General features: G+C 71.5%; 5 protein-coding genes and 1 tRNA gene. 1 reads left to right on the top strand and 5 read right to left on the bottom strand.

The annotated features are described in order from the left end of the window. Positions 1-141: 141 nt before the first annotated feature. From AC5WS8_RS35255 to AC5WS8_RS35235, 5 genes are all read right to left on the bottom strand, one after another. Positions 142-214, bottom strand: a tRNA-Lys gene (locus AC5WS8_RS35255). Between the two features lie 209 nt (positions 215-423). Further along, positions 424-1,959, bottom strand: a complete 1,536-nt coding sequence (locus tag AC5WS8_RS35250) for an amino acid permease (protein WP_496107589.1) — start codon at positions 1,957-1,959, stop codon at positions 424-426. A 137-nt stretch (positions 1,960-2,096) separates the two neighbouring features. Beyond that, positions 2,097-4,346, bottom strand: coding sequence for a DEAD/DEAH box helicase (locus AC5WS8_RS35245; RefSeq protein ID WP_496107588.1), 2,250 nt, complete (start codon positions 4,344-4,346; stop codon positions 2,097-2,099). Between the two features lie 256 nt (positions 4,347-4,602). Continuing rightward, positions 4,603-5,130: a hypothetical protein gene (locus tag AC5WS8_RS35240; protein ID WP_496107587.1), complete on the bottom strand. Its 528-nt coding sequence runs from the start codon at positions 5,128-5,130 to the stop codon at positions 4,603-4,605. A 328-nt stretch (positions 5,131-5,458) separates the two neighbouring features. Next, entirely contained in the window at positions 5,459-5,809 is a 351-nt protein-coding gene (locus AC5WS8_RS35235; protein WP_496107586.1) for a metallopeptidase family protein, read from the bottom strand. A 104-nt stretch (positions 5,810-5,913) separates the two neighbouring features. Here AC5WS8_RS35235 and AC5WS8_RS35230 point away from each other — a divergent pair, with 104 nt between their 5' ends. Beyond that, positions 5,914-7,506, top strand: a complete 1,593-nt coding sequence (locus AC5WS8_RS35230; RefSeq protein ID WP_496107585.1) for a metallophosphoesterase family protein — start codon at positions 5,914-5,916, stop codon at positions 7,504-7,506. Positions 7,507-7,583: the final 77 nt, after the last annotated feature.

Genomic DNA, 7,583 nt, shown 5'->3' with positions numbered 1-7,583 from the left:
CAGCCGATCCGCAGGCCAAGGGCACATCCGCTCACGCATCGCTCACGCACTGGCTCGAAAACGAAGCAACGCCCGAGCCGACCGAAGCCGACTCAGGCGCTGCGTAGCAGGTCAGAGGGCATATAGCCCGCCTGCGAACCGTAGGCCCTGTGGGACTCGAACCCACAACCAATGGATTAAAAGTCCACTGCTCTGCCAATTGAGCTAAGGGCCCTCGCGATGTTGCCTCCCCGAGCATAGCCCGACGAAGCCGTGTCTCCGATCGGGTATCGGGGAGGCGGGCCGGAAGTGTTCGCTGTGGGTGGCACATGAGTGGAGATGTGGGTGGGTGACGGGCGGCCGTGCGGGTGGCCGGTGGGGTTACGGGTCGGCCGTGCGGGTGGCCGGTGGGGTGACGGGCGGCCGTGCGGGTGGCCGGTGGGGTTACGGGTCGGCCGGCTCCGGGGCGCCGGAGCGGGCGGCTTCGCGGATGCGGGTGCGTTCGTGGTCGGGATTCAGGAACCAGTGGCGGGCCGAGGCCAGCCACCAGGTCGCGGCGAAGCCGAGGACGACCAGGACGGCGACCGGGGCGTAGTTGGACGTCTCCCAGGTCACCGGAGAGACCTGCGGGAGCATGAACAGGACCGTGATCACCACGACCCAGGCCACCGAGATCACGCCGATCGGCTGGGACCAGCGGCCCAGGTGCCACGGGCCGCGTTCGAAGGACTCGCCCCGGCGGACCCGCAGCAGGGTCGGGATGACGTAGGCGATGTAGAGGCCGATCACCGCGATCGACGTCACGGCCGCGTACGCGGTCACATTGATCAGGTACGGCAGACCCAGGGCCAGTGCCCCGATCGCCGCCAGCCACACCGCCGCCACCGGGGTGCGCGTACGCGGGCTGACCGTGTGCCACACGTGCGAGAAGGGCAGCGCGCCGTCGCGCGAGAAGGCGTAGATCATGCGGCTGTTGGCAGTCACCGACGCCATCCCGCAGAACAGTTGCGCGCCGATCACCACGAGCAGCAGCAGTTTGCCCGCACTCGCTCCGAGGGCGTCCAGCAGGATCTGCGCGGGCGGCGCCCCCGTCGGGGAGGCGAGTTCCTTGTCGTAGGACTGGATGGCGAAGGTGAAGCCCAGCAGGAGCACGAAGCCCGCGATCCAGGACGTCCAGATGGAGCGGACGATGCCCTTCGGCCCCGCCGTGGACGCGTCGTGCGTCTCCTCCGTCATATGGGCGGAGGCGTCGTAGCCGGTGAAGGTGTACTGGGCCATCAGCAGGCCGAGCAGGACCACGTAAGTGCCGCTGCTCCAGCCGGTGTTGTTGACGAACGTCGTGAAGACGAAGGAGGCCGACCGGTGGTGCTCCGGTACGAGGGCCAGGGCGCCGACGATGACCGCGACCCCGAGCACGTGCCACCACACGCTGACGCTGTTGAGGAAGGCGACGATGCGGACGCCGAAGGTGTTCAGCAGGCCGTGCAGGAGCAGGATCGCCGCGAAGAGCAGCACCGTGCGGCCCGGGGTGACCTCGAAGTCGAACTGCAGATTGAGGTACGCGCCCAGGAAGGACGCGGCGCCGAAGTCGACGCCCGCCGTCACCGCCACCTGGCCCAGCACGTTGAACCAGCCCGTGAACCAGGCCCAGGCCGCGGCGGAGCGCGGTGGCGCCAGGCGGTGGGCCCAGAAGTACAGGCCCGCGGAGGTCGGGTAGGCCGAACAGATTTCGGCCATCGACAGACCGACGAGCAGCGTCATGAGGCCCACGGCCACCCAGCCCCAGGTGATCACGGCTGGGCCGCCGGTGTTCATCCCGTAGAGGTAGAGGGTCAGGCAGCCGGAGAGGACCGAGATGATCGTGAAGGAGACCGCGTAGTTGGAGAACGCCGACATGCGGCGCGCGAGGACCTGTGTGTAACCGAGCTGGGCCAGCCGTTCTTCGTCCGACAGCCCATCGGCTCTGGCGTCTTCTGTCATGCCCCCAGCGATTCCCTCGGCGGGGGCGTGACATGCGTCACCGGGTGACCTGGAATCGGCGGCTGCCGCGGTCGTCCCGGCAAGCGGAAGGGCCCGTACGACGGTCGTCGTACGGGCCCTTCGGAACTCACCGGGGGTCAGCCGTTGCGCTTCCAGCGCGGCTTGTCCTCGCGGCGGCCGAACGAGCCGGTGCCGCGGTGGTCGTCACGACGGCCGTAGGGGCGGTCGTGGCCACCGGAGCGGAAGCCGGGGCGGTCGCCCTGGCGGTCCCGGTTGAACGGGCGGTCGCTGCCGCGGTGCCCGCCGCGCTCGTCGCGCCGGTCGAAGGGGCGCCGGTCGTTGTCGCGACGGAAACCACCGCGGTCGTCACGCCGCTCGAACGAACGCCGGTCGTTGTCGCGACGGTCGCGGTCGGACGGGCGGCGGTCGCGGTCGTTGTCACGGCGGAAGCCGCCCCGGTCGTCGTCGCGACGGAAACCACCGCGGTCGTCACGCCGCTCGAACGAACGCCGGTCGTTGTCGCGGCGGTCGTTGTCGCGACGGTCGTTGTCGCGGCGGTCGAAGCCGCGGTCACGGTCCCGGCCGCCGAAGCCGCGGTCACGGTCACGGTCCCGGTCGAACGGGCGCCGGTCACCGTCACGGCGGAAGCCGCCCCGGTCGTCCCGCCGCTCGAACGAACGGCCGCCACGGTCGTCGTCCCGCCGGTCGAAGCCACGGTCGCCGTCCCTGCGTTCGAAGCCACGCGTCCGGTCACGGTCGTAGCCGCGGTCCCGGGTGGAACCGCTCCGCTCCTCACGCTCGCCCTGCTCGGCGCGCTCGACACGCTCGGCCCGCTGCGTGCGCTCCGTGTCCTCGGCGGTCCGCTGCTCCGGTACGGAGACCTCGGCCACCGGCGCGGTCGGAGCCGCAACCTCACGGACGGCGGTCAGAGCCGCCTCCGGGTCCTCGCCCCGCTCCCGCGCGGCCCGCGCGACCAGGCGGTCCGCCTCCTCCCGCAGCTCGGCCGCGCGCCGCGTCGCCCGCTCCAGCTGCTTGGTGAGCTGCGCGACCTCCCGCTCGGCCTGCTGCGCGGCCATTCCGGCGGACTCCGCCTGGACCTCGGTCATGGACCGGGCGCCGGTGATCTCGGCGACCTCCGGGTCGAACGCGGCCCCGCCCTGGATGATGTGGCGCGAGGCGTCGACGCCCGCGTCCTCCATCAGCCGGAAGATCTGGCGCCGCTGGTGCGGCAGCGAGAGGGAGACCACCGTGCCCGTACGGCCCGCACGCGCGGTACGGCCGGCGCGGTGCAGGTAGTCCTTGTGGTCCCCGGCGGGGTCCACGTTGAGCACCAGGTCGATCCCGTCGACGTGGATGCCGCGGGCGGCGACGTCCGTCGCGACGAGCACGTTGACGTACCCGTCCTTGAAGTCGGCCAGCGTCCGGGTGCGCGCACCCTGGGTCATGCCGCCGTGCAGCGCGTCCGCCTTCACTCCGGCGTCGCGCAGCTGTTCGGCGACACGGTCGGCGCCCATCTGGGTGCGGACGAAGATGATGGTGCGGCCCTTGCGGGAGGCGATCGCGGCGGTGACCGGGGCCTTGTCCTTGGGCTTCACGATGAGGATGTGGTGCGACATGGTCGTCACCGCGCCCTGGGCGGCGTCCACCTCGTGGCTCACCGGGTTGTTCAGGTACCGGTCGACGAGGGTCTTGATCTCGTTCTCCATGGTCGCGGAGAACAGCATCCGCTGGCCGCCCGCCGGGACCTGGTCGAGCAGCTCGGTGACCTCCGGCAGGAAGCCCAGGTCGGACATCTGGTCGGCCTCGTCGAGGACCGCGATCCGCACGTCCTCGAGGGAGCAGGCGCCGCGGTTGATGATGTCGCGCAGCCGGCCGGGGGTGGCGACCAGGATGTCGACGCCCCTTTCCAGGGCGTAGATCTGGTTGCCCATCGACGTACCGCCGCAGACGACCTTCATCTTCAGGCCGAGGACGTCACCGTACGGCTGCAGCGCGTCGGCGACCTGCATGGCGAGTTCACGGGTGGGCGTGAGGATGACGGCGCGCGGCTTGTGCTTCTCGGTACGGCCGCCGGCCAGGGTGGCCAGAGTGGGCAGACCGAAGGAGAGGGTCTTGCCCGAGCCGGTGCGGCCACGGCCGAGGATGTCCTTGCCGGCCAGGGCGTCCGGGATGGTCGCGGCCTGGATCGGGAAGGGGACGGTGACGCCGTTCTGCGCGAGCTTGCGGACGATGCCCTCGGGCAGACCGAGATCGGCGAAGGTCGCCTCAGGGGCGGTGTCCTGGGCCTCGGTGGCCACGGCGGTGTCGTGCTTCTGGCTTTCCTGGGTGCCCTCGGAGTCCTGGAAGTCCTCGGGCAGGACGATGTGCTCGGTACCGGCAACAGACATACGAAATGCGAACCTTCCGGAGTTCTGGCACGCGCCCAAACATCCGTGAAGTCACAATCGACCGCCTCGATGCGGTCCGGCCACGGTAAGGGAGAGTACGCGCCACACGCGGCGCGTCTTCAAGGCGCCGGGCAAATGGGATCAAACGATCTACCAAGATACGCACCTCGCCCCGCCGAAAGCAAACCGATCCCCGCCCCCAGCCGGGTGACTCTCACCACAGCCACTGGACCCCAGGTCCTGGCCCCCGTTGCGCCTACGCCGCCGGAATGCCGGCTCGCGGCGCGGGCTCCCGCTGCACCAGCTGCGTGGCCTGCCCGGGAGCCGAGGACGACGGCTCCGCGGTCGTCGGAGTCGGCGACGGCGGGTCCGGCCGGCTCGTCGGCGAAGGGGCGACCGAGGTCTGCGTGGGGTCCGGCTCCCCCACCGTCGGCGCGGGCGGCACCGCACCGCCGCCCCCGCCGGGCCGTGACGTCTCCTTGGCGGTCGGCTTGGCGTCCTTGGACCCACCGCCCTTGGTCGTGGGCGCGGAGGGTGACGCGGAGGACCCGGCCCCGGGCTCGCCGTGCTTCGACGGGCCCGCCTTCGCCGCCGCTCCACCCAGACCCGCGTCCACGCCCCCGCCGGTCATCGAACCGCCGTCCGGTGCCGCCCCGCCGTGCCGCCCCGCCGCCGGCGCCGGCGACGGAGCACCCGCGCCGTCCCCCACGCTCATGCAGCCGGTCGCGGCGGCGAGGGCCATGACCGCGGCGGCCAGACGGACGGGTACGTAACAGGCGCGCACGGGCAGCCACCTCCGGGGGCGTACGAGAAGTCAGCCTGCCCAACTCCCGCCACCCGCAAGAGGACACGCGCCACGCGAAGGGAACATCACCCGCCCGAGGTCACCCGCACACGCCGTCACCCGAGCGCACGCCGCCCCAGGTCACCCGCACACGCCGTCACCCGAGCGCACGCCGCCCCAGGTCACCCGCACACGCCGTCCCCCGAGCGCACGCCGCCCCAGGTCACCCGCACACGCCGTCACCCGAGCGCACGCCGCCCCAGGTCACCCGCACACGCCGTCACCCGAGCGCACGCCGCCCGAGGTCACCCGCGCACGCCGGCCGGTGTCACCCGTACCCGAGCGAGTGCAGCCGGGCGTCGTCGATGCCGAAGTGGTGCGCGATCTCGTGCACCACCGTCACCTCGGTTTCCGCGACCACGTCCTCAGGCGTGTCGCACATCCGCAGGGTCGGCCCCCGGTAGATCGTGATCCGGTCCGGCAGCACGCCCGCGTACCACTCGCCGCGGTCCGTCAGCGGAGTGCCCTCGTACAGTCCGAGCAGCCCGGGATCGTCCGTGGGCGGCTCGTCCTCGACGAACACCGCGACGTTGTCCATGAGCCGCGTCAGCTCCTGCGGGATCCGGTCGAGCGCCTCGGCGACCAGTTCCTCGAACTCCTCGCGCGTCATCTTCAGCACAGGGCCATTGTCCGGCACCGCGCCCCGGCGGGCGGGGCGCCCACGCACCCGCATCCGGTGATCCACTCCGCATATCCGCTCCGCGCCTTGGGCATACGGGACCAATGGACCGCGTCCCAGCAGCTCTGAACCGCGTTCGAAGGGCGCCCTCCACGCTCGCCCGGTACTACCGTTCCCTCCGTCCGCACCCGGCCGCCGAACTCGTTCCGCAACCCCATCCCTGGCTCCGGGCCCTCGGCATGGTCGCCGTGGTCCTCCTGGGCACATGGCTCGGCCTGTTGATCGTGGGCGACGTACGCGTTCCGGTGGGCCCCGTGAACACCACGATGACCCTCCGCCCCTCGTTCACCGGCGGCACGAAGATCAATGTCTCCCCGCTCGGCGCCCTGGAGCTGAACAGCCACAAGGCCCCCGTCCGCCTCGACGTCAACGTCGACCAGCTCGACCCGGACCGCGCCCAGGAACTCGTCGACCACCCGGAGCGGATCTCCGGGCTCCAGGAGGAGATCACCCACGACGTCGAGCACGGCACGCTCGACCTGGCCCTGCGCTCCTGCGTGGCCGTGGTGGCCGGCGCCTCCGCGCTCGGCCTGGCGGTCTACCGCCGCCCGCGCCGGGCCCTCGCGGCCGGAGGGCTGGCGTTCACCCTCCTCACCGCCTCCGGAGCGACCGCGTACGCCACCTGGAACCCCGAGTCGGTCCTCGAGCCGAAGTTCTCCGGCCTGCTCTCCTCCGCGCCCTCCCTGGTCGGCAACGCGCGCAGCATCGTCACCGAGTTCAACGTCTACCAGCAGGAGCTGGCGCGCCTGGTGACGAACGTGACCAAGCTCTACGACGTCACGTCCACCCTTCCCGCCTACCAACCGGACCCGACGACGATCCGGGTCCTGCACGTCTCCGACATCCACCTGAACCCGGCGAGCTGGAAGATCATCGCCTCACTGGTGAAGCAGTACGACGTCAACGTGATCGTCGACTCCGGCGACACCATGGACCACGGCACGGCGGCGGAGAACCGCTTCCTCGACCCGATCGCCGACCTGGGCGCTCCCTACGTCTGGGTCCGCGGCAACCACGACTCCCTCACCACCCAGCGCTACCTGGAGCACATGAAGAACGTGCACGTCCTGGACGACGGCAGGGCGGTCAGCGTCGGAGGCCTGCGCTTCGCCGGGACGGGAGACCCACAGTTCACCCCCGACCGGTCGGTCACCCCGGGCGGCGACCACGCCGAGGAGGTGGCGGGCGCGCGCCTGTCCACGGCCCTGCGCGACCAGAAGGCCGCAGGCAGGCCCGTGGACATCGCCATCGCCCACGAGCCGACAGCCGCACGCCAGGTCGACGGTGATGTACCGCTGGTCCTGGCGGGGCATCTGCACCACGAGGGGACGGAGATCATGAAGTACGGCACCCGGCTGCGCATCGAGGGATCGACGGGCGGCAGCGGGCTCCGGGCGGTCGAGCGCCAGTACCCGGCTCCGATCGAGGCCTCGATCCTCTACCTGGACCGCGGCACCCGGCGTCTGCAGGCCTGGGACGAGATCAGGCTCGGCGGTCTGGGGCAGACGACGGCGGAGGTGACCCGGCACCTGGTCAAGGAGAACCAGCCGGGCGGGAGCCCCGCACCGGGCACCGCGCCCCCGCGCACGCCCCCCGCGAGCCACTCCGGAGCGGCCCCGACGCCGAGCGCCCCCTAAACGGTTTTGGCGAACCCTCCTCCCATCCCATATGCTTCTCACGTCCCCGACGCGCTGAGAAGCGCCCAGGCGGGCCG

Source organism: Streptomyces sp. PTL18, assembly GCF_059510295.1.
The sequence above is the reverse complement of the archived record's forward strand: the minus strand, read 5'-3'. Positions and strand labels throughout refer to the sequence as shown.

What these genes read in the sequence shown, in the direction of transcription:
- AC5WS8_RS35245 (WP_496107588.1), bottom strand. Translation starts at nt 4,346, where the DNA reads ATGTCTGTTGCCGGTACCGAGCACATCGTCCTGCCCGAGGACTTCCAG.
- AC5WS8_RS35250 (WP_496107589.1), bottom strand. Translation starts at nt 1,959, where the DNA reads ATGACAGAAGACGCCAGAGCCGATGGGCTGTCGGACGAAGAACGGCTG.
- AC5WS8_RS35230 (WP_496107585.1), top strand. Translation starts at nt 5,914, where the DNA reads ATGGACCGCGTCCCAGCAGCTCTGAACCGCGTTCGAAGGGCGCCCTCC.